We start from the raw sequence: 22857 nt of genomic DNA, 5'->3' as shown, positions 1-22857 counted from the left end.
ACTGACAGATCAGGTGAACGCCGGGTACCGTCCTGCTCAGCTTCACCCGTGTGGACTACACCACCACCTTCCTACAACGGATCGTCCGGCACGTTCCTGCCGGTAGAAGGGGGCCCTTCACCATGGCCACTGTTACGTTCGACAAGGCGACCCGCGTGTACCCGGGTTCCACGAAGCCCGCCGTCGACGGTCTCGACATCGACATCGCGGACGGCGAGTTCCTCGTCCTGGTCGGCCCGTCCGGTTGTGGCAAGTCCACCTCGCTCCGGATGCTCGCGGGGCTCGAGGACGTGAACGGCGGCGCCATCCGCATCGGCGACCGCGACGTGACGCACCTGCCGCCGAAGGACCGGGACATCGCCATGGTGTTCCAGAACTACGCGCTGTACCCGCACATGTCGGTCGCCGACAACATGGGCTTCGCCCTGAAGATCGCCGGCGTCAACAAGGCGGAGATCCGGCAGAAGGTCGAGGAGGCCGCGAAGATCCTCGACCTCACCGAGTACCTGGACCGCAAGCCGAAGGCGCTCTCCGGCGGTCAGCGCCAGCGTGTGGCGATGGGCCGCGCGATCGTGCGTGAGCCGCAGGTGTTCCTCATGGACGAGCCGCTGTCCAACCTGGACGCCAAGCTCCGTGTCTCCACCCGTACGCAGATCGCCTCACTCCAGCGCCGCCTGGGCATCACCACCGTCTACGTCACCCACGACCAGGTCGAGGCCATGACGATGGGCGACCGCGTGGCGGTCCTCAAGGACGGTCTGCTCCAGCAGGTCGACACCCCGCGGAACATGTACGACAAGCCCGCCAACCTCTTCGTCGCCGGCTTCATCGGCTCCCCGGCCATGAACCTGGTCGAGGTCCCGATCACCGACGGCGGCGTGAAGTTCGGCAACAGCGTCGTCCCGGTCAACCGCGACGCCCTGAAGGCCGCCTCCGACAAGGGCGACCGCACGGTCACCGTCGGCGTCCGCCCGGAGCACTTCGACGTGGTGGAGCTGAACGGCGGCGCCGCCAAGACCCTGTCGAAGGACTCGGCCGACGCCCCGGCCGGTCTCGCGGTCTCGGTGAACGTCGTGGAGGAGACCGGCGCCGACGGCTACGTCTACGGCACGGTCGAGGTCGGCGGCGAGACGAGGGACCTGGTGGTCCGCGTCAGCAGCCGCGCGGTGCCGGAGAAGGGCGCGACCGTCCACGTCGTGCCGCGTCCGGGCGAGACGCACGTCTTCTCGTCCTCCACGGGGGAGCGCCTCACCGACTGAGGGCGGTGACGCGGGTCGTCCCCCCGCGAAACCCCTCGCCGAGAAACCACGCGACCGGGTGATTTTCACCCGCGTTGACGAAAAGAGCCCCGCGGCCTGCTGCGGGGCTCTTTTCGTTGTCGACAAATACCCCGGCACAACGGACGTTTCGACCGGTGTTCGTCAACCCCCTACCCCGCAGAAGACCACTCTTCATCCCCCGAAGGGGTGACTAAATGTCGCCAAATCATTACCGGGCGCTACCCTCACTCGCGTGAAGCACTCCGTGAAGCACTCCACCACCCGACAGACGCGACGCGGCCGGGGCCCCGCCCGCCGGATCGGCCGCTCTCTCGCCTTCGTCCTGCCCGTCGTCCTGGTGCTCTCCGGGACTCTCGCGGTCACCCGCGTCAACTGGTCCGGGGATCCCTCGGACTCGGTGCTCGCCGCGTCCGAGGCGTCCTCCGCCAAGGCCTCCTCCGCCCGCGCCGCCCGCGCCCCGCACGAGGTACTGCGCGACCGGCTGCTGACCGAGCTGCAGGAGGAGGACCCGGGCGTCGCCCTCACCCACCTCCAGCAGGCGGTGAACGAACGCCCGTCGCTGGCCGACCACTGCGCGACCATCGCCCGCGCCCTCGGCCGGGCCGCGGTGAAGGTCTACGGCCCGACGCGCGCCCAGTCGTACGCCCGCCCGGTCTGCGACACCGCCTTCGCCTCGGGCGTCCTGGCCGCGCACAGCTGAGCACCCTTCGGGGGCGGGCGGAGGCGCCGCGTACAGTTCGGGCATGACCGATCCGAACGCCGCGTCCCGCCGCCCCGTTCAAGCCGTCGTCCTGGCCGGCGGACAGGGTTCCCGGCTGCGCCCCTACACCGACGACCGGCCCAAGCCGATGGTCGAGATCCCGGGCACCGGGACTCCGATCATCGGCCATCAGCTCGCCTGGCTCGCCGAGGAGGGCGTCACCGACGTCGTGGTCTCCTGCGGTCATCTGGCCGAGGTGCTGCAGGACTGGCTGAAGAGCGCCGACCTGCCGCTCTCCGTCTCCACCGTCGTGGAGACCGAGCCGCTGGGCCGCGGCGGCGGCCTCAGGCACGCCGCCGCCCACCTCCCGCACCCGGACCGGCCCTGGTACGCCACCAACGGCGACATCTGGACCCGTTTCTCGCTGCGCGACATGGCCGACTTCCACGCCGAGCGGGACGCCGTCGCGACCCTCGCCCTGGCCCGCCCGCGGCTGCCGTGGGGCGCCGTCCAGACGGACGGCTTCGGCCACATCACCGACTTCATCGAGGCGCCGCCGTCGACCTTCGAGATCAACGCGGGCGTGTACGTCTTCTCGCCGGAGTTCGCCGCGATGCTCCCGGAGCGCGGTGACCACGAGCGCACCACCTTCCCCCGACTGGCCCGCGAGCGCCGGCTGGCCGGCTTCCCGATCCCCCAGGGCTCCTACTGGCGGGCGATCGACACCGCGAAGGACCTGACCGAGGCGGCCCGGGAACTGGCGGCCCTGGCAGGCCGCTGAGCGCGCCGCCGAGGCCCCGCAGGTAGGCGGTACGGCAGCAGGGCCCCGCACACGAGGTGCGGGGCCCTGCCGCCGTACTGCGTCGGGGGCGTGCTGCCGCTAGCCGAGGAGGCCGCCCACCAGACGGCCGCCGGGCTCTCCGGTGGAGGAGGAGCCGCCGCCGTCACCGCTGCCGGTGCCGGTGCCGCCGCCGGTGGAGCCGCCGTTGCCGCCGGTCGTGGTGCCGCCCGCGGTCGGTCCTGCCGTGGTGCTCGGCGCCTGGCCGGCCGGGGCGGACTGCCGCGGCGGGGCCTGGCCCGTGGTGCCCTGGGTCTGGCTCGGCGTACCGCCGCCGGTGGAGGTGCCGTCGCTGCGGCGGGTCGCGCCCGGGGTGGTCGCGGAGTCCTCCGCGGGGGCGGACGCGCCGTTGGTGGCGCCCTGGGTGGGGGATGCGGAGGCCTCCGGGGAGGAGGTCTTCGGCTCGCGGGTGCCGGGGTCCCGCGGGAGCGGGGAGCCGGGCAGCTCGTTGCGCGGGGCCTCGCCGGGCCCGGGGACCACCACGCGGTCGGCGTCCCGGACGGCACCGCCGAGGACGGAGCCGACGAGGAGGGTGACACCGGCGACCAGGAAGGTGATGACGGCGCCGCGACGCAGGACGTAGCGGCGCAGGTCCCAGATGTCGGAGCGGGGCCCGAGCCGGCGCCAGGCACTGCCCGCGAGCCTGCCGTCCACGGAGTAGACGGGCGCTCCGGCGATGATCAGCGGGGACCAGGCGGCGAGGTAGATGATGTCGGGCGCGTCGTAGACCGGGACGCTCTTCCAGCTGACGGTGACGAGGAGCGCGGCGGACAGGCCGGCGCCGATGACGGCTGCCACGCGCTGCCAGCACCCGAGGACGGTCAGGACGCCCACCAGCACCTGGAGGAAGGCGATGACCAGCCCGGCGCCCACGGGGTGGGCGAGGGCGAACTGGCGCAGGGGCTCGGCGATGTCCCAGGGGTGCAGGGTGTTGAGCCACTTGACCATGGAGCCGCGTTCGCCGCCGTCGAAGTAGACGGGGTCGCAGAGCTTGCCCATGCCGGCGTAGATGGAGATGAAGCCGAGGAAGACGCGCAGGGGCAGCAGGACGACGCCGAGGTTCATCCGGCGGCCGGGGAAGTAGGCGTGCCGCGCCGGATCGTCGCCGCGGCGCCTGCGGCGCCGCTCGCCCTGGTCCGGGTCGTCGTCGGGGCCGTAGCCGTCGTCGTAGCCGTCGCTCCCGGTCCCGAAGTCCTCCGGGCCGTAGGCGGCTCCGTCGTAGGCCGGCTCGTCGTAGGCGCTGCCCACGGTGCGCATCGCGGGCAGCAGCCGGGTGCCGTCGGGGACCGGGCCGCGCTGGGCGCCGACGAGGGGGGTCTCGAGCGTCTGGGTGGCGGGGCCTTCGTCGTAGTCCAGGGGGCCGCCGTCGAAATCCACCCGGGGGATGACCTGCGTGGCTCCGGCGTCGCCCGAGCGGTCGGCGGCCGGGTCGTCGGCGTGGTGACCGGCTCCCGCCCGCACCGCCTGGAGCAGCCGGTGCGCGCCGGTGTCGTCCGGGTCGGACCGCCCGCTCCACACGACGGCGCGGCGACGGCCCGCGGCCGGGGCGGCGGGCATGCGGGCGGTGTCCTGGGTGGCGCTCAGGTGCCGCGCGATCCGCGGGGACTGGGTCCGCCGCGCGGAGGCACCGAACTGCACGCGGAAACTCGCGTGGTTGACGATGACCTGCGCCGGATCGCTCGGCACCTTCACCATGCTCAGCGCGGGAGCGTCGTCGTATCCCGACGAGCGGTCCCCCGTGGGAGTGCGGGGTGTTCTGGTGTCCACACTCATCTAACCGAGTGATGTGTCGTTAGGACACTGCCTTGACCGCCCCGATCTGTCCGGACCGCGTCAAGCATGTCCGGACAGCCTCGAACACCCCGTTCGGGCTATACGACGAACACCCGTTCCAGCCGGAGTCAGCCCCGCCTGCGCGCCGCCTCGTACAGCACGATCCCCGCCGCCACACCGGCATTCAGCGACTCGGCGCCACCCGGCATCGGGATGCGGACCCGGAAGTCGCAGGTTTCGCCGACGAGTCGCGACAGGCCCTTGCCCTCGCTGCCGACGACGATGACCACGGGACCGTCGAGGGCCGCCAGGTCGCCGAGTTCGGCCTCGCCGTCGGCGGCGAGGCCGACGACCGTGATGCCGGCCTTCTGGTACGACTCCAGCGCCCGCGTGAGGTTGGTGGCGCGCGCCACCGGCGTACGGGCTGCCGTACCGGCGGACGTCTTCCAGGCGCCCGCCGTCATGCCGGCCGCGCGCCGCTCGGGCACGACGACGCCGTGGCCGCCGAAGGCGGAGACCGAGCGGACGACGGCGCCGAGGTTGCGCGGGTCGGTCACCCCGTCGAGGGCGACGATCAGCGGGTCCACGCCCTCGTCGTGGGCGGCGGCGACCAGGTCCTCGGGGTGCGCGTACTCGTACGGCGGCACCTGGAGCACGAGCCCCTGGTGGTTGAGCCCGTTGGTCATCCGGTCCAGCTCGGGGCGCGGCGCCTCCATGAGGTTGATGCCACCACGCTCGGCGGCGAGCTGAAGGGCCTCGCGCACCCGCTCGTCGTTGTCGATGAACTGCTGGACGTAGAGCGTGGAGGCGGGCACGCCCTCGCGCAGCGCCTCGTAGACCGGGTTGCGTCCGACGACCAGCTCGGACGCCGACCGGCCGCCACCGCGCCGCTGCTGCGGGCGTCCGGTGGTGCGGCGCGCCTTGGCGTTGGCGGCGCGCTGCTTGGCGTGCCCCTTGCGCATCTCGGCGGGGGGCGTCGGCCCCTTGCCTTCCAGGCCCCGGCGTCGCTTGCCGCCGCTGCCGACCTGCGCGCCCTTCTTGCCGGACATGCGGCGGTTGTTCGCGGCCATGAGTTACCTGTCTCCGCTCTCTACGGGAGTGTGCGTCGTACGTGCGTCTTATGCAGTGTGCCGCCCGGAGGGCCGGGCGGCACAATCGATCTACGGGTCCGGGTCCCGCCGGCCCGCCGGGTCAGCGGGGGCCGAGGCTCCAGCGGGGTCCCTGCGGGCTGTCCTCGATGGCCAGTCCGGACTGTCCGAGCTGGTCGCGGATGGCGTCGGCGGTGGCCCAGTCCTTCCGGGCCCGCGCGGCCTCGCGCTGGTCGAGGACGAGCCGTACGAGGCTGTCGACGACGTGCCGCAGGTCCTCGCCCTGTTCCTGCTCGCCCGCCCACCGCGCGTCCAGCGGGTCCAGGCCGAGGACGCCGAGCATGGCCCGCACCTCGGCGAGCCGGGCGACGGCCGCGTCCTTGTCGTCGGCGGCCAGCGCGCTGTTGCCCTGCCGGACGGTGGTGTGCACGATCGCCAGCGCCTGCGGGACGCCCAGGTCGTCGTCCATCGCCTCGGCGAAGGCGGGCGGCACCTCGGCGGCGGGCTCGACGGTGTGGCCGGCCAGCTCGGTGACGCGCTGCACGAAGCCCTCGATCCGCGCGTACGCCGACTCGGCCTCGCGCAGGGACTCCTCGCTGTACTCGATGGTCGAGCGGTAGTGCGGGGTGCCGAGGTAGTAGCGCAGCACGACCGGCCGCCACTGCTTGACCATCTCGCTCACGAGCACGCTGTTGCCGAGCGACTTGGACATCTTCTCGCCGCTCATGGTGACCCAGGCGTTGTGCACCCAGTACCGGGCGAAGGCGTCGCCGAAGCCGCGGGCCTGGGCGATCTCGTTCTCGTGGTGCGGGAAGATCAGGTCGATCCCGCCGCCGTGGATGTCGAACTCCTCGCCCAGGTACTTGTGGGCCATGGCGGAGCACTCCAGGTGCCAGCCGGGCCGTCCCCGCCCCCACGGCGTCTCCCAGCTGGGCTCCCCGGGCTTGGCCGCCTTCCACATGGCGAAGTCCCGCGGGTCCCGCTTGCCGGTCTCGCCGTCCTCGGAGGGCTGACGCAGGTCGTCGAGGTCCTGGTTGGACAGCGACAGGTAGCCCGGCAGGGACCGTACGTCGAAGTAGACGTTGCCCTCGGCCTCGTAGGCGTGCCCGCGCTCGATGAGGCCGCGCATCATCTCGACCATCTCGGTGATGTGGCCGGTGGCGCGCGGCTCGTAGGTGGGCGGCAGGCAGCCGAGGGCGGCGTAGGCGTCGTTGAACGCCCGCTCGTTCTCGTACCCGATGGACCACCAGGGGCGGTTCTGCTCGGCCGACTTCTTGATGATCTTGTCGTCGACGTCGGTGACGTTGCGGATGAACGTGACGTCGTAGCCGCGGTAGGCGAACCAGCGGCGCATGATGTCGAAGTTCAGCCCCGACCGGATGTGCCCGATGTGCGGGGCGGCCTGCACGGTGGCGCCACACAGGTAGATCGAGACGCAGCCCGGCGTGAGGGGGGCGAAGTCACGGATCTGCCGGGCGCTGGTGTCGTACAGGCGAATAGTCACGGGTCCAGGGTAGTAGGCGCCGAGCAGTGCCAAGGGCACAGAGTCGACGTTGGTGCCCACCTCTTGCCCAACCGAGTCGGGTGGCGGGTGGGCACAGGCGGGGTCCAGGGGCGGAGCCCCTGGCGGGGCGCGGGGCGGAGCCCCGCACGGCGCGTCCCCCGACGGCACCGCTCACACCGCCCCCGCCCGGCTAGGGCACCCGCACGACCAACGCCGTGGCCACCGCCATCAGCCCTTCCCCCCGCCCGGGGAACCCGAGCCCGTCCGTCGTCGCCCCCGACACCGACACCGGCGCCCCCACCGCCCCGGAGAGCACCGCCTCCGCCTCGTCCCGCCGCTTGCCGATCTTCGGGCGCGCCCCGACCACCTGCACCGCGACGTTCCCGATCCGGAACCCGGCCGCCCGCACGATCCGCGCCGCCTCCGTCAGCAGCGTCACCCCGGACGCCCCGGACCACTCCGGCCGCCCGGTACCGAAGTGCTGCCCCAGGTCCCCGACCCCCGCCGCCGAGAACAGCGCGTTGCACGCCGCGTGGGCGACGACGTCCGCGTCGGAGTGCCCGGCCAGCCCGGTCCCCTCGCCCTCCCACTTCAGCCCGGCGCACCACAGTTCACGCCCGTCCTCGAAGGCGTGGATGTCCGTACCGATCCCGACCCGCGGCAGCAGGGGGAGCCCGTCCGTCCCGGAACCCTCAGAACCCATCGTTCAGCCTCCTGCGCGCCAGCACCGCCTCGGCGAGCACCAGGTCGAGCGGGCGCGTCACCTTGAACGCCTCCTCGTGCCCCGGCACCACCACCACCGCGAGCCCGAGCTGCTCGACCATGCTCGCGTCGTCGGTGACGTCGTCGGTCACCGTCCCGTGGGCCCGCACCAGCGTCGCCCGGTCGAATCCCTGCGGGGTCTGCACCGCGCGCAGCCGCGCCCGCTCCGGCGTCGCCACCACGGGCTCCGGCTCGCCCGGCACCGCGGCGGGCTCGACCTGCTTGACGGTGTCGGCGAGCGGCACCGCCGGCACCACGGCGGGCGCGCCCTCCCGTACGGCGTCGATCACCGCGTCCACCGTGTCCACCGGCACCAGCGGCCGGGCGGCGTCGTGCACCAGGACGATGTCGTACTCGGGCGGCAGTGCGTCCAGGCCGAGCCGTACGGACTCCTGCCGCGTCTCGCCGCCGGGCACCACGAGGAAGTCCGTCCTCTCGGGCAGCGCGTGCGCGTCCAGAAGGCTCTTGACCTCACCCGCGCCGTCGGGCGGGGCGACGACCACCACGAGGGAGACCCCGCGGGAGGCTGCCATCGCCCGGACCGCGTGGATGAGCATGGGCGTGCCACCCAGCGCGCGCAGGGCCTTGGGGGCGCCCGGACCGAGCCGTACGCCCCGGCCCGCGGCCGGAATCACGGCGGCGGTCCTGGGGTGCGGACGGTCCGCGGCAGGCGTCTCGATGGGTGAGGGACGCGATTCGTCAGACATCGGTTCCTGTCAGGTTTGTGTGCTCGACCTAGTTGGGTATGGCCTCACCGTGCCGGGCGCGATGCCTTGACCGGACCCTTCCGTGACCCTGGTCGAGCCAGCAGCCCGGGCCCGGCACGCCAGGGCCCGGGGAAACCTCCCGGGATGAGCGTACGAGGATCACCGGCATCCGGACGTCAGGATGCCGGAAACCGTGTGCGGGTACGAACATGCCGCAGCGCCCGGCGACAGCAAGGATGTCATCGGGCACCGCGGCATTTCAGTGCGCTGAACCGAGTGGCTGACGGTCTGCGCCTCGCCTCAGGTCAGGAGGCGAGCACCTCGTCGAGCAGGGCCTCCGCCTTGTCCTCGTTGGTGTTCTCCGCGAGAGCGAGCTCGCTCACCAGGATCTGGCGGGCCTTGGCGAGCATGCGCTTCTCACCTGCGGAGAGTCCGCGCTCGCGCTCCCGGCGCCACAGATCGCGTACGACTTCCGCGACCTTGATGACGTCGCCGGAGGCGAGCTTCTCCAGGTTTGCCTTGTAACGACGCGACCAGTTCGTGGGCTCTTCGGCGTACGGCGCGCGCAGTACTTCGAAGACCCGGTCCAGCCCGTCCTGACCGACCACATCACGCACGCCGACGAACTCCGCATTGTCCGCTGGCACACGTACCGTCAGGTCGCCCTGGGCGACCTTCAGCACCAAGTAGGTCTTGTCCACGCCTTTGATCTGGCGAGTTTCGATAGCCTCGATCAGCGCGGCCCCGTGATGGGGATAGACCACGGTGTCGCCAACCTTGAACGTCATGTGACAGGTACCCCTTCCGTGGCTATCCAGGGTAACACGGAAACGGCGTCTTCTGAATGGCGTTTTCGCAGGTCAGGGCATATCTCGGGGCTTGACAACAGCGACAGGAACGTGCTGCGCCGGGCCGCCGGAAGAAAGTATTCGCAGGTCGGAGCGGCTCTTCAGGCCGGGCGAAACACGCACGTCACACACATCCGGAGCCCCCGCCACCTGCCCGAAGATCCCGATATGTCCGGTTCCGCGTGTGCGACTTCCGCTACTCCGTTCGGTGGCCGCGTCGGGGTTCCGGCCGAATCCGGAATTGATCACGAGGCACCCCGGCCGGCCCGCCGGTGATCAATTCCCGGCCACCCCACGCATTCCTTCACGGAAATTTCGCCTGCCGATCCGCGACCTGTATGGCGGAGGGCTTCATAGCTGAATGTCGGACGAGTACGAGCCGCTAAACGGCCCTCCGGAACAACACGGACCGGCGCCCGGACCCCGCCGGGACGGCACTCCGACCGCGCCCGGGGCCTACCGCCTGCCGAGCGAAGCGGGAGGTCTTCGGGGAGGGTCGGGTGCGGCGGCCCGAGAACGGCTCGGTAGCCTAAGGCCGCTGACAGCCACTTAGGGCGGCTTTATCCGTTGCCGCCACCCCGCTCGAGTCCAAGGAGTTGCCGCCGCCGTGAGCAGCAGCCTTCGACGCGGTGCCCTCGCCGCCGCCGCCATCGCGTTCTCGATCGCCTCGCTCGCCGCGTGCGGCGCCGGTCACAACGCCCAGACGCTGGAGATCAAGCCGGACAACGCCGCGACGTCCGTGGGCCACATCAAGATCCAGAACGCGGTCGTCATCACCCAGCCCGACCTGGAGTCGACCGGCCCGGCCGTGGTCTCCGCCACCCTCTTCAACGGCGGCGACAAGGACCAGACCCTCGAGTCGGTCACCGTGGCCGGCACCGACAAGTCCGCCGAGCTGAAGCCCGCCAAGGGCCGGAAGGGCGGCCTGACCGTCCCGGCCGGCGGCTCCCTGATCCTCGGCGGCAAGGACAACGCCGCCGCCGTCCTGCCCAGCAGCCGTGAGGCGATCAAGGACGGCAACGCGCAGAAGATCACCTTCAACTTCAGCGAGACCGGCGCCGTGAGCCTGCGCGCGTTCGTCGTCCCCGCCAAGAGCTACTTCTCCGACTGGGGCCCGAGCGAGACCCCGGCGGCCCCGGGCGCCTCCGCGCAGCCGTCCGGGGAAGCCTCCGCGCAGACCTCGGGCGAGCCGGCCGACGGGGAGTCCTCGGGCGCCCCGGCGGACGGCGGGACGGCCGGGGCGGGCGGGTCCACCGGCGAGCCCTCCGGTGAGGCGAACGGGACCGGAACGGAGACCGACGGCACCTCCCAGGAGTCCAGCACCGGCACCGAAGCCGGCCACTGAGCACCGTACGGACGCACTGGCGTACGACCGAAGGGCGGGACCTCTCCGTGAGGTCCCGCCCTTCGCCGTGTCCGGCGGACCGGCCCGGCCACCCGGCCGGTGGGCCGGCCTACGGCTCGAACTTGTAGCCCAGCCCGCGCACCGTCACCAGGTACCGCGGCGCGCCCGGGTCGGGCTCGATCTTGGCGCGCAGCCGCTTGACGTGGACGTCGAGGGTCTTGGTGTCACCGACGTAGTCGGCGCCCCACACCCGGTCGATCAGCTGCATGCGGGTCAGCACGCGGCCGGCGTTGCGCAGCAGCATCTCCAGCAGGTCGAACTCCTTCAGCGGCAGGTCGACCTTGGTGCCGCCGACGGTCACCACGTGCCGGTCCACGTCCATGCGGACGGGCCCGGCCTCCAGGGCGGCGGGGGCGACCTCCTCCGGCTCGCCGCGCCGGCGCAGTACGGCACGGATGCGGGCGACCAGCTCGCGGGAGGAGAAGGGCTTGGTGACGTAGTCGTCGGCCCCTATCTCCAGGCCGACGACCTTGTCGATCTCGCTGTCCTTGGCGGTCACCATGATCACGGGAACGTTCGAGCGGCCGCGCAGCTGGCGGCAGACCTCGGTGCCCGGCAGGCCGGGCAGCATCAGGTCGAGGAGCACGAGGTCGGCGCCATTGCGCTCGAACTCGTCGAGTCCGTCGGGGCCGGTGGTCGCGATGGCGACCTCGAAGCCCTCCTTGCGGAGCATGTACGACAGGGCGTCGGAGAAGGACTCCTCGTCCTCGACGACGAGCACACGGGTCACGGAAGGACCTCCGGGGCGGGAAACGTTTCGTACGGGGATGTATGGGGGGATTGGGGGGTTGCGGACGACCGCTCGGTCTCGTCGCTGAGCCCGGCGCGGTCGGACCCCCGCTGCACGCGGTCGCGGGCCAGGCCCGCCTCCGGCAGTCGCAGGGTGAAGGTGGAGCCCTGGCCTTCGGCGCTCCACACCGTGACCTCCCCGCCGTGCGAGGCGACCACGTGCTTGACGATCGCGAGACCCAGACCGGTGCCTCCGGTGGCCCGTGAGCGGGCCGGATCGACGCGGTAGAAGCGCTCGAAGACGCGCTCCTTGTCCTTCTCCGAGATGCCGATGCCCTGGTCGGTCACGGCGATCTCGATCAGGTCGCCGCCGGGGGCGGCGACACGGCGGGCGGCTATGCCGACGCGGGTGCGGGCCGGCGAGTAGTTGACGGCGTTCTCCACGAGGTTGCCGAGGGCGGCGGCGAGCTGGCCGCGGTTGCCGCGTACGTGCAGATCCGCCGTTCCTCCGGCGGCCATGGTGATCTGCTTGGTGCCGGCCGCGTGCCGGCAGCGGTCGATGGCCTCGGCGACCAGCTCGTCCACCCGGACGGGCTCGGCGTCGTCGAGGGGGTCGTCGTTCTGGACCCGGGAGAGGTCGATGAGCTCCTGCACGAGGTTGGTGAGCCGGGTCGCCTCGATCTGCATCCGCCCGGCGAACCGCTCGACGGCCTCCGGGTCGTCCGCCGCGTCCATCACGGCCTCGGACAGCAGCGAGAGCGCCCCCACCGGTGTCTTCAGCTCGTGGCTCACATTGGCGACGAAGTCGCGCCGTACGGCCTCGATGCGGCGGGCCTCGGTGAGGTCCTCGACCAGCAGCAGCACCAGCCGCGACCCGAGGGGCGCGACGCGTGCGGAGACGGCGAGGGCCTCCCCCCGCCCGTTCCCGCGCCGGGGCAGGTCCAGCTCGACCTGCCGTATCTCGCCGTCCCGCCGGGTGTCCCTGGCCATCTGCAGCATCGGCTCGACGGCGAGCTTGCCGCCCCGGACCAGGCCGAGGGCGTACGCCGCCGAGCTGGCCTTCACCACCGCGTCGGCCTCGTCGAGGACGACCGCGGAGGAGCGCAGTACGGACAGGACGGTGTCGACACCGGGCGGCAGCACGGGGTCCGTGTGGAGCGAGGTGCGGGTGGGGCGCTTCTGCTCCCGCTCGCTCCAGCGGAACGCCAGCACGGCGATGACGCCGGTGAGTACTCCGGCGATCGCTGCCACTGCGGCGACCGCCGCGTTCACGTCCATGGCTCCAGGTTAGGCACGCCGAACCGTCCCGCCCCAGCCATCGGGGTGCGACCTCGAACACTCGTCGCCCAGAGTTCACCTTGGAGCCAGGGACGGTTCATTTGGGGTGCCGGAAACGGACGCGTACAGGCCGGAACGTGTAAGCGTGGGGCACGGCGGGGGCGCGAGCCGGTCTGCGAGCCCCCGAACAACACGTACGAGAGGGAATCCTGATGCGGGACGCGTACCACGAGGAACTTGATTCGATCGGTGACGGTCTGGTGGAGATGGCCCGGCTGGTCGGGTCGGCCATCGGACGCGCCACGACCGCGATCCTCGACTCCGACCTGAAGCTGGCGGAGGCCGTCATCGAGGCGGACCGGAAGGTCGACGCCCTCCAGCACGAGCTGGAGGCCCGGGCGATAACCCTGCTGGCCCGGCAGCAGCCGGTGGCGACGGACCTGCGCATCGTCGTCACGTCGCTGCGGATGTCGGCCGACCTGGAGCGTTCGGGCGACCTGGCCCAGCACGTGGCCAAGCTGGCCCGGCTGCGCTACCCGGAGCGCGCGGTGCCGCACGACCTGCACGCCACCATCCTGGAGATGGGCCAGCTCGCGCAGCGCCTGATGGCGAAGGCCGCCGAGGTGATCATCACCAAGGACGTCGACCTGGCCCTCCAGCTGGAGCAGGACGACGACGCGATGGACCTCCTGCACCGCACCCTCTTCCAGCACCTGATGGACGACCGCTGGAAGCACGGCATCGAGACGGCGGTCGACGTCACCCTCCTGGGCCGCTACTACGAGCGCTACGCCGACCACGCGGTGGCGGTCGCCAAGAGGGTGGTCTACCTGGTCACCGGCGAGCACGCGGACGACCTCCAGTCGGACATCCAGCCGGCGACACAGGTCGAGGGGGCCTGAAGGGCTGAGGTCCTGAGGGTCGGAGGGGCCTGAGGGGCCGAGGTCCTGAGGGTCGGAGGGGCCTGAAGGGCTGAGGTCCTGAGGGTCGGAGGGGCCTGAGGGGCCGAGGTCCTGAGGGTCCGAGGGGCCTGAGGCCCGCGCGCGTCAACGGCGCAATGGAGCGCACGTTCGCTTCCGTGCGCCGTTGATGCGACGGCCGTTGGGGGCGTGCAATGGACCCACACGCCCGGGTCCCCGGCACCCGCTTCCAGGAGGAACCATGGCCGATTCCCCCAGCACGAAGCCCGACCCCGCACAGGAACGCCCCACCGAGCAGCCCACCGAGATCCGCAGCCTCCCGCTGATCGCCGCCTGCGGCTGCGGCTCGGGCTGCGGCTGCGGCTGCCAGTCGGGCAGCCCCTGCCAGTGCGGCTGACGCGGTAGCGGCAGGCTGTGAACGGTGGTGTGACGGCCGGGTTCGCCCCGGCCGTCACACGGGCGCACCCTGTAAGAAAGACCCTGAAGGGGGTGCGAGGCACCATGACTCATTTCATGGACGTACACCGTGGGATGCACGGCATCACCTCGGACCAGCTGCACCAGGCCCACCAGGCCGACCTCTCTCTGGAGAAGGACGAGAACGTCCACTTCGAACAGGCGTGGGCGGACCCGGTCTCCGGCACGATCTACTGCCTCTCCGAGGGGCCGTCGGCCGAGGCGGTCCAGCGTGTGCACGAACGGGCGGGCCACAAGGCGGACGAGATCCACGAAGTCCCCCTGTCGGTATAAGCCGGGCAGGGCTCCCTCAGGGGCGGGCCGGGCTTCCCGGCAGGTATCGCGTCCCGCGACTTGAGTACGGGTACTCAGGTCCCGGCCCCGCTCCCGCCCGACCCTGGAGACAGGAAGCCGGACGAAGACGACGAGCACGGGGAGCCCGAGACCCGATGACGAAGACCACCCGCACCACCCGGATACGCACCCTGACCCGCCTGACCGTCGCCAACCGCGTCTCGGCGGCCTACCTCGCCCTGGTCGGCGGCGCGATGGCCGTCGCCGCGGCGGGGCCTCTCTTCGCGACCGGCCCCGACGCCTCCTTCATCTGGGTCTGGCCGGCCCTGTTCACCTTCCCGGCCTTCGGCTTCGTGGCCTGGCTCGGCGAGGCGGGCTGGGGCGGCGACGCCCCGACGTGGTTCTTCGTCGGCGGCATCGCGCTCTCGGCGCTGGTCCAGTCGCTGGCCCTGGGGGCGGTGTGGCGGACGCTGCGGGGACGCCGGGGAGATCGCACGCATCACCTGACGACGGCGAACTGACCCCGACGCACACTGGGGCCCGGAGAGCCCGGGTGCGAGAGTGACCCCATGACGGCACCAGGAACCACGGTCGTGGCGGTCGACGAGGTCGAGGACATCGCGGTGGACGGGCTGCGGTGGCTGACGGGGGTGGCGCGGGAGACCCCCGACGGCGGCCTCGCCTGGCCGACCAGGCCCTCGGAGGACGCCGTCGAACCGATGCTCTACAACGGCACGGCGGGCACCATCCCCGTACTCCTGGAGGCATGGCGGCACTTCGGCGACGACGCGTACGCCGACACCGCCCTGCGCGCGGCCCGCGACCTGGCCGCCCGCGTCGACGACCTGGACGACGACTCCCTGTACTTCGGCCGCACCGGACTGGCCCTGGTCCTTCGATCCGTCCACGACTCCCTGGGCGACACGGCCTCGGCGGAGGCGGCGGACCGCGCCCTGCGCCTCGTCCGCTCCCGCTTCGACGGCACCCGCTGGGGCGAGCTGTTCGAGCTGATGGGCGGCAACGCGGGCATCGGCCTGGGCGCCCTCCTGTGCGGCGACCCCGACCTGGCCGTCCTGGCAGTGGAGCCGTACCTGCGTACGGCGGAGCGGACCGCGAACGGCGTCCACTGGCCCCACCGCCCGGACACCGACTCCCGCCTGCACCACGTCTCGCACGGCACCCTCGGCATCGCCCTGGCCCTCGCCCGGGTCGGCGGGGCCACCGGCCGCGGGGACCTGCTCGACCTGGCGCTGTCCGCCGCGGCCGACGTCGTGGCCCGGGACTCCGCGGGCCCCGACGGATTCCTGGCCCCGCACTCCACCCCCCAGTTCCTCCCGGACCTGATCGACCCGGTCAGCTACGGCTGGTGCCACGGCCCCTCCGGCGACGCCCAGCTCTTCCGCACCCTGCGGGACATCACCGCCGACCCCGCCTGGACCGCCCTGGCCGACCGCTGCTGGCACACGGTCACCCACTCCGGCCTCCCCCGGCGGCTGCGCCCCGGCTTCTGGGACAACAACGGCCGCTGCTGCGGCACCGCGGGCGTCCTGGCCCTGGCCTGCGACCGGATCGCCGAGCAGCGCGACGCCTTCGACTTCGCCGACGTCCTGGTCACGGACCTGACCGCCCGCGCGATCCGGGACGGCGCGGGCACCCGCTGGTCCAACGTGGACTTCCGGTCCACCCCGACCGGCCTCGAACCGCGGGCCGGCTGGGCGATGGGCAACGCGGGCATCGTCCGCGAACTGCTCCGCTACGTACGCCTGGCCCGCGGGGGCGACCCCGGGTACGCGTTCACGTGGCCGGACCAGCCCCCGGTGTCGCCGCCCGCCTGACCGAACCGGACCGGAGCGATCGGGCGCCGCCGGTGCGCCCCCTGCCACGGTGGATGCCGAAGGGAGGCCCCATGATCTCGGCACTGAACCGGCTGGTCGACCTGGTCGAGGACCACCTCGGCGAGGAACCGGACGTCCCCGCGCTGGCCGCGGGGCTCGGCACGACCGAGTACCACCTGCGCCGGATGTTCTCGTCGCTGGCGGGCATGCCGCTGTCGGAGTACGTCCGCCGGCGCCGTATGACCGTCGCCGCCGCCGACGTCGTACGGGGCGGGGACGACCTGCTGGGCATCGCCGTCCGGTACGGATACGGCTCCACGGAGGCGTTCGGACGCGCGTTCCGGTCGGTTCACGGCGCCGCGCCGCGCGACGTGCGCCGCGCGGGAGGCCCCCTTCGGTCACAACCGCAGCTCAGGTTCCGCCTGACCGTCGAGGGGAGCACCTCCATGGACACCCGTTTCACCGACCGCCCCGCCTTCCGCCTGATCGGACACGCGACCCGCGTCCCGCTCATCCACGAGGGCGTCAACCCGCACATCCAGCGGCACATCGCCGCGCTCCCCCAGGAGGCCCACGCCCGCCTGAAGTCCCTCAGCGACACGGAACCGGCCGGCCTGCTCCAGGTCAGCGACGACGTGGCCCAGGACAGTGCGGAGGGCACCGAGCTGACCTACCTGCACGGCGTCGCGGTCTCCGCCGGCACTCCGGCCCCCGACGACCTCGACGCCATCGAGGTACCGGCCGGCACGTGGGCGGTCTTCCGCAGCTCGGGCCCCTACCCGGACGCCCTCCAGACCACCTGGGCGGCCACCGCGTCCGAGTGGTTCCCCTCCAACCCGTGGCGCCTGCGCCCCGGCCCGTCGATCGTCTCGGTCCTGGACCGCGCGGACGACTTCACGACGGCGACGACGGAACTGTGGCTCCCGGTGGAACCGGCCTGAGTTTCCGGACGCTCAGAGGGGGTTGAGCCGTGTCCTGAGCAGGCAGAACTCATTACCCTCGGGATCGGCGAGGACGTGCCACGACTCCTCGCCGGTCTGCCCGATGTCGGCCCGGCGCGCCCCGAGCTTCAGGAGGCGCTCCAGCTCGGCGTCCTGGTCCCGGTCGGTGGCGTTGACGTCGATGTGCAGCCGGGTCTTGCCGGGCTCCGGCTCGTCCCGGCGACTGAGGATGATCGTCGGCTGCGGTCCGCCGAACCCCTCACGCGGCCCGATCTCGAAGAACTCGTTCCCCTCGCGGTCCAGCACGACGAAGTCCAGCACCTCGCACCAGAACCGCGCCAGCGCCTCGGGATCGCGACAACCGAGCACCAGCTCACTGATCCGACACGCCATGAACGAAACCTGCTCTCAGCCTGGGAAGCACGGGTACGAACGCGCTGGCGACCGTATCTGGAGAGGCGGACCGGGGCTACGGATTTTCCCTGCTAGCTTCCGGGACCATGACGGACAGCGTGTACGTGGGCAACGCGGGCAAGGACGCGGCACTGGACCGGGGCTGGCTGCTGGGGCACTTCAAGGACGCCTCCGACCCCCGGCACAGCGAGGACGTGGAGATCAAGTGGGGCGTCCACCCGAAGGGGGACGAGCGCGCCCACTGGGTCACCGGCGAAGACCGCACCGCCTTGCAGGTCCTCATCAGCGGCCGCTTCCGGGTGGACTTCCCCGGCCGCAGCGTCGTCCTCGCCGAGCAGGGCGACTACGTCGTGTGGGGCAGGGGCGTCGACCACTCCTGGTACGCGGAGGAGGAGTCCGTGGTGCTGACGGTGCGGTGGCCGTCAGTGCCCGGGTACGCGGTCGCCAACGAGGCCGATCCCGGCACCCAGGACGCCGGGACCTGCAACGGGTAGCAGCCACACACACGTTGTCAGTGGCGGCCCTTAATCTCTCAAGCGCGCGGTCGGCTTCCGAGGGTTCCTGCTCTGTGAGGAATGGTTGCATCCCCGGCCTGTCTGGGGGCGGCCCGGAGATACGTCCGGGACCTAACCGACGGTCGGGCTTCGTCGATGGCCAATGGATGACCTGCCAGAGCCGACCGCGCACCGGGGGGCCACGGACACCGTGACCGTGGCTACGGTCGACTGAGGCGCTCTCTTCCGGTCGCGAGCACCCAGGGCTCAGGCGTCGAAGCCGTACTCCAGGATGTACGAGGCGGCGTCCAGCGTCATCTCGTTGATCTCGACCGGGCGGTCTTCGTCCGTGAACGCGGTGCGGCAGATGAGCATGACCGGGGTGCCCGCGGACATGGCCAGCTGGGCCGCCTCGTCCTGCGACGGCATGCGGGAGCGGACCTCTTCGCGGAAGTGCACCGGCTTGCAGCCGAGTTCGGCGAGCCTGGCGTACGTCCCACCAGGCCCGGTGTCCTCCTGCGTGATCGCAGACCCAGTGACCAATGACGTGGGCAGGTAGCTCGTCGCGAGCAGCACGGGCTTGCCGTCCAGGACGAAGCGTCGGCGCCGCACGCACACCGTCTCCTCGTCGGCCAGGTCCAGGACCGCACCGACGCCGTCGGGCGCGGCTTCCTCGGACACCGTGACCTGGTCCACCTGGAGTGAGCGGTTCTCGATATCGGTCGACCAGATGGACCGGCCGTTGCCCCACTCCTGGTGAGCCAGACGCTGGATGCCCCGACGACGGAGCGGCCGGAACTCCCTGACGAACACGCCGGCGCCCTTACGGGCCTCGGCGACGCCTTCGTCCCTGAGGACGCTCAAGGCCTGGCGGGCCGTCATGCGGGCCACACCATGCGTGGCCATGAGGTCGTTCTCCCCCGGGAGTCGATCACCGGGACCGTACTCGCCCGACCGGATCGCTTCGCGCAGGGTGTCGGCGATCCGCTGGTACTTGGGCCGTCGGTCGTCTCCGGCGTTGGCCATCCCGTGGGCCTCCTCTCCTTCTCTAGACACCTTAGGCCACAGGTTGGGGCCTCGCTCGCTGCGAGTAGCGCCGGGGCCCCCAAGGGCGCTTCGGGTAAGGCAACTTGACGTCTCTAGAGATGTTGGCCACAGTACCTGTCTAGAGATGTCGCGAGACTTTCTGGATGAGGGGTGCTGTATGCCGTCGTACGGGATCAGTCCTTCGGCTGCCGTGGTGTCAGCGGAGAAGGAGAAGGTGCCAATTCGGAAGCTCGCCAGCACGGACAGAGGGAAGCGGCATCACCCACTTTGCGGCCTGAGCGGCGGGGAGTGAGTACGGGTGTCCTACGCGATCGACCGTTGTCCGTCTGAGGAGCCGCCGCGCATCGGCGCGATGACGCTGCACCCCGTCGCCGAGTCCGTGCCCCGGGCCCGCCGCTGGTTCCGGAAGTTCCTCGCTCCCTACCAACCGATCTGTTCGGTCGACGACTGTGTCCTGCTGCTCTCGGAGCTGGTGACCAACGCCCGTCGTACACGGCAAGTCGGACGCACCCTGGCTCGTCCGGGTGGAGTGGTTCCGCCTGGGGGCCTCGCTCCGGGTCGAGGTGCACAATTCGGGACTCCCGGAGAGCGTGCGGCTGAGGTGTCCCGACGCCAGCGACGCACACGGGCGTGGACTCCTGCTGGTCGACTCCATCGCCGACTCGTGGCACTCCGGTCCCAGCACCTTCGGCGGAACGGTCGTCGCCTTCACGATGACCGATGCCTGGCCGCCGTCGTCCTGATACGGCACACCAGTAGGCCCTGTCCCCGCGATGCACCGCATGGACGGGGACGAGGGCTTACCGACTCGGATTTCCCGCTCGTACGCGGTGGGCCCTGTGCGCCTGGTGGTCGTCGTTGGTCGTTACTGGCCACTGCCGAGCAGCGTCAGACAGCCCAGCCGGGTAGGCAGGTTGAGCCGCCTTGTCAGCGCGCGCGGCTAAGGTGCGCCCACTATTAGGCGTAACGCTCTGGGGAGGGATTTTGGGAGCCAAGACGGGGCTGCTGGTGTATGCGGACGGCGACGTGCCGGGGTTGTTGCGGCGCGTGGGGGCCGCGGACCTCGACCGGACGGTCGCCATGATGCAGCGGCTCTACCCGGGCCGGGAGATCGAGCAGTGCGAGGGCACGAATCTCTGGGACGGCGTGTACCCGCCGGAGGGAACGGCGTGCGCAGCGAGCTGGCCGGGCGTGGAGGTCATCGGGGATCAGAAAGTGATGATCGACGCCCCTTCCCGGCTTCCGGAACACGTCGTGGCGGCGAGCGCCGGCCGACGGCTCGTCCTCCACGCCATGCACAGCGTCGTGGACTGGCTGGCGTTCGCCGTGTGGGAGGACGGTCACCTCGTCCGCTCCCTGAGCCTGTCGCCGGACAGCGGCATCATCGAGAGCATCGGCGAACCGCTCCCCTTCGAACTGCCCTACTGGGCCGGCGACCGCCCGGCCGACATCGTTCCCTGGCCCGGGAAGGAGGAAGAGCCCTATTCCCTGCCCTTCCACCCCTTGGAGCTGGGCGAGGACGCGCTGCGAGCGCTCTGCGGGTTCGTACACGAAGGCCGTCCCGAGCCCGACGACATCGACGCGGACGCCATCGAGCTGTACGGATTTCACGTGCGAGAGCCGCACGGGCCCGATCCCGCCGAGGAGGAAGCGAACCTGCGCGAAGTTGCGAAGGACATGGATCCACCGCACTTCTACACACTGAGCCCTGACGGCTCACTGGTCGAGCGCGACGGCCTTTAGCCCATGACCTCTTCGTCCCGAAGCAACTTGGGTGGGGTTGCCTGGGGGGCTCCTACCTGGATGGATGCTCCGCAGGCGTCCACGTTTGTTCGCGGGTGTGCGTCGGCGTTGTCACGCAGCTAGACACTCAGGAGGGCCAAGGTTCGCCTCAGCCGGTTGCGTGAGGGCGCCGGCGATCGGCGACCGGCAGATTGTGGACGGGGCCGGAAGACGCCGAACGGCTGGTGCCCCGGCAGGTGCCGCGCCCTGGTCTACGTCTCGTACGGCAGTGGGTGGAGGGTGGAAACGCGTACAAGGCGGAGTTGTACGACCACGCCGTCGGCGAAACCATCTCGCCCACCCCTGCGCTCCTCACTGCCGACCCTCCCCTGGCGGCACCCTGGTGGAGCGACCTGCGCACAGCCCTAGCCAGTCTCTCGACCGTCCACACTGACCGTACGGCCGTACGTCAGGCATACCTGGACCGTGCCATGCCGCACTACCTCGCCTTCCTCGACGGGCCCGTCCCCACTGCGCCTTCCTCATGGTCCACCGCACACGGCGACCTGCACTGGGCCAATCTGACCGGACCTGAACTCGGCATCCTTGACTGGGAGGGCTGGGGCACCGCCCCGGCCGGGTACGACGCCGCACTGCTGCACGCTTACAGCATCGGCATGCCGGAGACCGCCGAACGTGTCCGCCGGGAACTCTCCGCCGTCCTCGACAGTGAGGACGGGCGCTTCGCGGAGCTGGCAGTCATCACCGAACTCCTGCAGAGCGCCCAACGCGGAGACAACGTGGAACTCCTCCCCGCTCTGCGGCAGCGGGCGGAAGAGGTCTGGCACCTCATGATCGCCGACGGGGCGGCCCGGGCCCGGTGAGGCCCCAAGGACAGCAAGAAACCCCCTGTCCGGCGGAGAACCCGCAGGCAGGGGGCCTACTCGCGGGCGCTTACTTCTTCTTGCCCTGGTTCTTCACGGCCTCGATCGCGGCCGCGGCCGCGTCCGGGTCCAGGTACGTGCCGCCCGGGTTCAGCGGCTTGAACTCGGCGTCGAGTTCGTAGGACAGCGGGATGCCCGTCGGGATGTTCAGGCCCGCGATGTCGGCGTCGGAGATGCCGTCGAGGTGCTTGACCAGGGCGCGCAGCGAGTTGCCGTGGGCCGCGACCAGGACCGTGCGGCCGGTGAGAAGGTCGGGGACGATGCTGTCGAACCAGTACGGCAGCATGCGGCCGACGACGTCCTTGAGGCACTCCGTCTGCGGGCGCAGCTCGGGCGGGAGCGTCGCGTAGCGGGCGTCGTTGAACTGGGAGTACTCGGCGTCGCGGTCCAGGGGCGGCGGCGGGGTGTCGTAGGAGCGGCGCCACAGCATGAACTGCTCCTCGCCGAACTCGGCCAGGGTCTGGGCCTTGTCCTTGCCCTGGAGGGCGCCGTAGTGGCGCTCGTTCAGGCGCCAGTGGCGGTGGACCGGGATCCAGTGGCGGTCGGCGGCCTCCAGCGCGAGCTGGGCCGTGCGGATCGCGCGCTTCTGGACGGACGTGTGGACCACGTCGGGCAGCAGGCCGGCGTCCTTGAGCAGCTCGCCGCCGCGCGTCGCCTCCTTCTCGCCCTTCGGGGTGAGGTTGACGTCCACCCAGCCGGTGAACAGGTTCTTCTCGTTCCACTCGCTCTCGCCGTGGCGGAGGAGGATCAGCTTGTACGGTGCGTCGGCCATGCTTCCGAGCCTAATCGACGCCCCTCACCGGCCGCGCGGGGCGCCCGAAGCGCGGACGGTTGACGGAAAGTGTTAATCGAGTAGCCCCGCATCGGTGGCGTTTGTA

At 71.3% G+C, this 22857-nt stretch carries 24 protein-coding genes and 1 pseudogene; 14 read left to right on the top strand and 11 right to left on the bottom strand.

Annotated elements, in window-relative coordinates; genetic code table 11:
- Positions 1–122: 122 nt before the first annotated feature.
- From msiK to ACZ56V_RS28725, 3 genes are all read left to right on the top strand, one after another.
- The gene (gene msiK / locus ACZ56V_RS28735; RefSeq protein WP_356364950.1) at positions 123–1259 is read left to right on the top strand and encodes a diacetylchitobiose ABC transporter ATP-binding protein MsiK; all 1137 of its coding nucleotides are present in this window, start codon (positions 123–125) and stop codon (positions 1257–1259) included.
- 265 nt (positions 1260–1524) lie between these two features.
- Entirely contained in the window at positions 1525–1980 is a 456-nt protein-coding gene (locus ACZ56V_RS28730; RefSeq protein ID WP_356364983.1) for a hypothetical protein, read from the top strand.
- A gap of 43 nt (positions 1981–2023) precedes the next feature.
- Positions 2024–2761, top strand: a complete 738-nt coding sequence (locus tag ACZ56V_RS28725; RefSeq protein ID WP_356364948.1) for a nucleotidyltransferase family protein — start codon at positions 2024–2026, stop codon at positions 2759–2761.
- A 99-nt stretch (positions 2762–2860) separates the two neighbouring features.
- On the opposite strand, the gene ACZ56V_RS28720 is transcribed toward ACZ56V_RS28725, so the two are convergent.
- From ACZ56V_RS28720 to ACZ56V_RS28695, 6 genes are all read right to left on the bottom strand, one after another.
- Positions 2861–4591 (bottom strand): DoxX family protein, encoded by a 1731-nt coding sequence (locus tag ACZ56V_RS28720; RefSeq protein WP_467379495.1) that lies wholly within the window; start codon positions 4589–4591, stop codon positions 2861–2863.
- 128 nt (positions 4592–4719) lie between these two features.
- Complete coding sequence (rlmB, locus tag ACZ56V_RS28715; RefSeq protein WP_467379494.1) at positions 4720–5661, bottom strand: 23S rRNA (guanosine(2251)-2'-O)-methyltransferase RlmB; 942 nt, start codon at positions 5659–5661, stop codon at positions 4720–4722.
- Between the two features lie 121 nt (positions 5662–5782).
- Positions 5783–7183, bottom strand: a complete 1401-nt coding sequence (cysS, locus tag ACZ56V_RS28710) for a cysteine--tRNA ligase (RefSeq protein WP_467379493.1) — start codon at positions 7181–7183, stop codon at positions 5783–5785.
- Positions 7184–7373: 190 nt separating this feature from the next.
- Complete coding sequence (gene ispF, locus ACZ56V_RS28705; protein WP_398914454.1) at positions 7374–7886, bottom strand: 2-C-methyl-D-erythritol 2,4-cyclodiphosphate synthase; 513 nt, start codon at positions 7884–7886, stop codon at positions 7374–7376.
- Positions 7876–8652, bottom strand: a complete 777-nt coding sequence (gene ispD / locus ACZ56V_RS28700) for a 2-C-methyl-D-erythritol 4-phosphate cytidylyltransferase (RefSeq protein WP_398914453.1) — start codon at positions 8650–8652, stop codon at positions 7876–7878. Before ispD ends, ispF begins: the two co-directional genes overlap by 11 nt.
- A gap of 305 nt (positions 8653–8957) precedes the next feature.
- Positions 8958–9440: a CarD family transcriptional regulator gene (locus tag ACZ56V_RS28695; RefSeq protein WP_003953493.1), complete on the bottom strand. Its 483-nt coding sequence runs from the start codon at positions 9438–9440 to the stop codon at positions 8958–8960.
- Between the two features lie 667 nt (positions 9441–10107).
- Between ACZ56V_RS28695 and ACZ56V_RS28690 the strand changes: the two genes are divergently transcribed.
- Positions 10108–10845, top strand: coding sequence for a copper chaperone PCu(A)C domain-containing protein (locus ACZ56V_RS28690; RefSeq protein WP_468946222.1), 738 nt, complete (start codon positions 10108–10110; stop codon positions 10843–10845).
- A gap of 109 nt (positions 10846–10954) precedes the next feature.
- Here the strand turns inward: ACZ56V_RS28690 and phoP are convergent, their stop codons facing one another.
- Both phoP and phoR read right to left on the bottom strand, forming a co-directional pair.
- A complete protein-coding gene (gene phoP / locus ACZ56V_RS28685; RefSeq protein ID WP_011029519.1) occupies positions 10955–11626 on the bottom strand; it encodes a two-component system response regulator PhoP in 672 nt (223 codons plus the stop codon).
- A 5-nt stretch (positions 11627–11631) separates the two neighbouring features.
- Positions 11632–12912: a two-component system sensor histidine kinase PhoR gene (gene phoR, locus ACZ56V_RS28680; RefSeq protein WP_398914449.1), complete on the bottom strand. Its 1281-nt coding sequence runs from the start codon at positions 12910–12912 to the stop codon at positions 11632–11634.
- 212 nt (positions 12913–13124) lie between these two features.
- Here phoR and phoU point away from each other — a divergent pair, with 212 nt between their 5' ends.
- The 6 genes from phoU (at position 13125) to ACZ56V_RS28650 (ending at position 17358) form a co-directional block, all read left to right on the top strand.
- The gene (phoU, locus tag ACZ56V_RS28675; protein ID WP_398914447.1) at positions 13125–13814 is read left to right on the top strand and encodes a phosphate signaling complex protein PhoU; all 690 of its coding nucleotides are present in this window, start codon (positions 13125–13127) and stop codon (positions 13812–13814) included.
- A 259-nt stretch (positions 13815–14073) separates the two neighbouring features.
- Complete coding sequence (locus ACZ56V_RS28670; protein ID WP_164883312.1) at positions 14074–14229, top strand: hypothetical protein; 156 nt, start codon at positions 14074–14076, stop codon at positions 14227–14229.
- A 104-nt stretch (positions 14230–14333) separates the two neighbouring features.
- Positions 14334–14582, top strand: coding sequence for an SCO4226 family nickel-binding protein (locus ACZ56V_RS28665; protein ID WP_398914445.1), 249 nt, complete (start codon positions 14334–14336; stop codon positions 14580–14582).
- A 155-nt stretch (positions 14583–14737) separates the two neighbouring features.
- Positions 14738–15103, top strand: a complete 366-nt coding sequence (locus ACZ56V_RS28660; RefSeq protein WP_467379490.1) for an SCO4225 family membrane protein — start codon at positions 14738–14740, stop codon at positions 15101–15103.
- A gap of 48 nt (positions 15104–15151) precedes the next feature.
- Positions 15152–16417 carry a lanthionine synthetase LanC family protein gene (locus ACZ56V_RS28655; protein WP_468946216.1) on the top strand — a complete coding sequence of 422 codons (1266 nt, stop codon included), beginning with the start codon at positions 15152–15154 and terminating at the stop codon, positions 16415–16417.
- Between the two features lie 71 nt (positions 16418–16488).
- Positions 16489–17358 (top strand): AraC family transcriptional regulator, encoded by an 870-nt coding sequence (locus ACZ56V_RS28650; RefSeq protein ID WP_468946213.1) that lies wholly within the window; start codon positions 16489–16491, stop codon positions 17356–17358.
- 12 nt (positions 17359–17370) lie between these two features.
- Here ACZ56V_RS28650 and ACZ56V_RS28645 read toward each other — a convergent pair whose 3' ends face one another.
- The gene (locus tag ACZ56V_RS28645) at positions 17371–17751 is read right to left on the bottom strand and encodes a VOC family protein (protein ID WP_468946210.1); all 381 of its coding nucleotides are present in this window, start codon (positions 17749–17751) and stop codon (positions 17371–17373) included.
- Between the two features lie 107 nt (positions 17752–17858).
- On the opposite strand from ACZ56V_RS28645, the gene ACZ56V_RS28640 reads away from it, so the two are divergent.
- Positions 17859–18266, top strand: a complete 408-nt coding sequence (locus tag ACZ56V_RS28640; protein ID WP_468946207.1) for a cupin domain-containing protein — start codon at positions 17859–17861, stop codon at positions 18264–18266.
- 267 nt (positions 18267–18533) lie between these two features.
- Here the strand turns inward: ACZ56V_RS28640 and ACZ56V_RS28635 are convergent, their stop codons facing one another.
- Entirely contained in the window at positions 18534–19292 is a 759-nt protein-coding gene (locus ACZ56V_RS28635; protein WP_468946205.1) for a GntR family transcriptional regulator, read from the bottom strand.
- Between the two features lie 319 nt (positions 19293–19611).
- On the opposite strand from ACZ56V_RS28635, the pseudogene ACZ56V_RS28630 reads away from it, so the two are divergent.
- The 3 genes and pseudogenes from ACZ56V_RS28630 (at position 19612) to ACZ56V_RS28620 (ending at position 21919) form a co-directional block, all read left to right on the top strand.
- Positions 19612–20056 (top strand): annotated as a pseudogene (locus tag ACZ56V_RS28630) (ATP-binding protein).
- A 241-nt stretch (positions 20057–20297) separates the two neighbouring features.
- On the top strand, positions 20298–21056 hold the full coding sequence (locus tag ACZ56V_RS28625; RefSeq protein WP_468946202.1) for a DUF6928 family protein: 759 nt from the start codon (positions 20298–20300) through the stop codon (positions 21054–21056).
- 224 nt (positions 21057–21280) lie between these two features.
- The gene (locus ACZ56V_RS28620) at positions 21281–21919 is read left to right on the top strand and encodes a phosphotransferase (RefSeq protein ID WP_468946200.1); all 639 of its coding nucleotides are present in this window, start codon (positions 21281–21283) and stop codon (positions 21917–21919) included.
- Between the two features lie 70 nt (positions 21920–21989).
- Here the strand turns inward: ACZ56V_RS28620 and ACZ56V_RS28615 are convergent, their stop codons facing one another.
- Positions 21990–22751, bottom strand: a complete 762-nt coding sequence (locus tag ACZ56V_RS28615; protein ID WP_453830921.1) for a phosphoglyceromutase — start codon at positions 22749–22751, stop codon at positions 21990–21992.
- Positions 22752–22857: the final 106 nt, after the last annotated feature.

This window comes from Streptomyces sp. NPDC034099, assembly GCF_055575415.1.
This window is presented reverse-complemented; position numbering and strand designations above follow the sequence as displayed.

What these genes read in the sequence shown, in the direction of transcription:
- phoU (WP_398914447.1), top strand. Translation starts at nt 13,125, where the DNA reads ATGCGGGACGCGTACCACGAGGAACTTGATTCGATCGGTGACGGTCTG.
- ACZ56V_RS28720 (WP_467379495.1), bottom strand. Translation starts at nt 4,591, where the DNA reads ATGAGTGTGGACACCAGAACACCCCGCACTCCCACGGGGGACCGCTCG.
- ACZ56V_RS28645 (WP_468946210.1), bottom strand. Translation starts at nt 17,751, where the DNA reads ATGGCGTGTCGGATCAGTGAGCTGGTGCTCGGTTGTCGCGATCCCGAG.
- ispF (WP_398914454.1), bottom strand. Translation starts at nt 7,886, where the DNA reads ATGGGTTCTGAGGGTTCCGGGACGGACGGGCTCCCCCTGCTGCCGCGG.
- ACZ56V_RS28650 (WP_468946213.1), top strand. Translation starts at nt 16,489, where the DNA reads ATGATCTCGGCACTGAACCGGCTGGTCGACCTGGTCGAGGACCACCTC.
- ispD (WP_398914453.1), bottom strand. Translation starts at nt 8,652, where the DNA reads ATGTCTGACGAATCGCGTCCCTCACCCATCGAGACGCCTGCCGCGGAC.
- ACZ56V_RS28655 (WP_468946216.1), top strand. Translation starts at nt 15,152, where the DNA reads ATGACGGCACCAGGAACCACGGTCGTGGCGGTCGACGAGGTCGAGGAC.
- ACZ56V_RS28640 (WP_468946207.1), top strand. Translation starts at nt 17,859, where the DNA reads ATGACGGACAGCGTGTACGTGGGCAACGCGGGCAAGGACGCGGCACTG.
- ACZ56V_RS28665 (WP_398914445.1), top strand. Translation starts at nt 14,334, where the DNA reads ATGACTCATTTCATGGACGTACACCGTGGGATGCACGGCATCACCTCG.
- ACZ56V_RS28660 (WP_467379490.1), top strand. Translation starts at nt 14,738, where the DNA reads ATGACGAAGACCACCCGCACCACCCGGATACGCACCCTGACCCGCCTG.
- rlmB (WP_467379494.1), bottom strand. Translation starts at nt 5,661, where the DNA reads ATGGCCGCGAACAACCGCCGCATGTCCGGCAAGAAGGGCGCGCAGGTC.
- ACZ56V_RS28725 (WP_356364948.1), top strand. Translation starts at nt 2,024, where the DNA reads ATGACCGATCCGAACGCCGCGTCCCGCCGCCCCGTTCAAGCCGTCGTC.
- ACZ56V_RS28695 (WP_003953493.1), bottom strand. Translation starts at nt 9,440, where the DNA reads ATGACGTTCAAGGTTGGCGACACCGTGGTCTATCCCCATCACGGGGCC.
- ACZ56V_RS28635 (WP_468946205.1), bottom strand. Translation starts at nt 19,292, where the DNA reads ATGGCCAACGCCGGAGACGACCGACGGCCCAAGTACCAGCGGATCGCC.
- msiK (WP_356364950.1), top strand. Translation starts at nt 123, where the DNA reads ATGGCCACTGTTACGTTCGACAAGGCGACCCGCGTGTACCCGGGTTCC.
- ACZ56V_RS28615 (WP_453830921.1), bottom strand. Translation starts at nt 22,751, where the DNA reads ATGGCCGACGCACCGTACAAGCTGATCCTCCTCCGCCACGGCGAGAGC.
- phoR (WP_398914449.1), bottom strand. Translation starts at nt 12,912, where the DNA reads ATGGACGTGAACGCGGCGGTCGCCGCAGTGGCAGCGATCGCCGGAGTA.
- ACZ56V_RS28670 (WP_164883312.1), top strand. Translation starts at nt 14,074, where the DNA reads ATGGCCGATTCCCCCAGCACGAAGCCCGACCCCGCACAGGAACGCCCC.